The organism is Halorubrum sp. SP3, from assembly GCF_005435195.1.
Lineage (GTDB): Archaea > Halobacteriota > Halobacteria > Halobacteriales > Haloferacaceae > Halorubrum > Halorubrum sodomense.
The window spans coordinates 1-474 of sequence record NZ_SGTU01000346.1; the positions used below are offsets into that span (position 1 = coordinate 1).

1 protein-coding gene is annotated in these 474 nt (G+C 60.3%); it reads right to left on the reverse strand.

From position 1 onward, the window contains the following. On the reverse strand, positions 1-264 hold a 264-nt coding region (locus EXE42_RS16815; protein ID WP_137707045.1), incomplete at its 3' end, for a NifU family protein. Positions 265-474: the final 210 nt, after the last annotated feature.

Genomic DNA, 474 nt, shown 5'->3' on the forward strand with positions numbered 1-474 from the left:
CATCACCGCGGCTCGCGGACCGCCGGACCGCACGACTTCGACGTCTTCGAGACCGTCGACGCTCTCCGGCAGGCGGCGCTCGATGGCCTTCATCGTCATCGGGGCGATACCACAGCCCGAACACGCGCCGCCGATGGCGACGGTCGCCGTTCCCGCCTCCTCGTCGACGTCGCGTATCTCGAAGCTGCCGCCGTGCTGCTGGATCTGCGGGACTTCGTTGCTCAGGTAACTCCGCGTCTGCCGTTCGAGTCCTTCTGCGCTCATTGCGTTCTCACGTTCGACGCATAGTATCATAAAACTGTGGTATTAGGGTACCCTAAAAACACGCGATAGAGCCTATATATAGGATATATACCGATATCCCGCTGATAAGTAATTACGTTCTGTTATTTTTCGCACCGCCTAAAACGGGACGGCGGTCGGTGCCGGTCTGCCGGATTCGACCGGGGTGAGGGCGCGTCCGGGCCTGGGTCA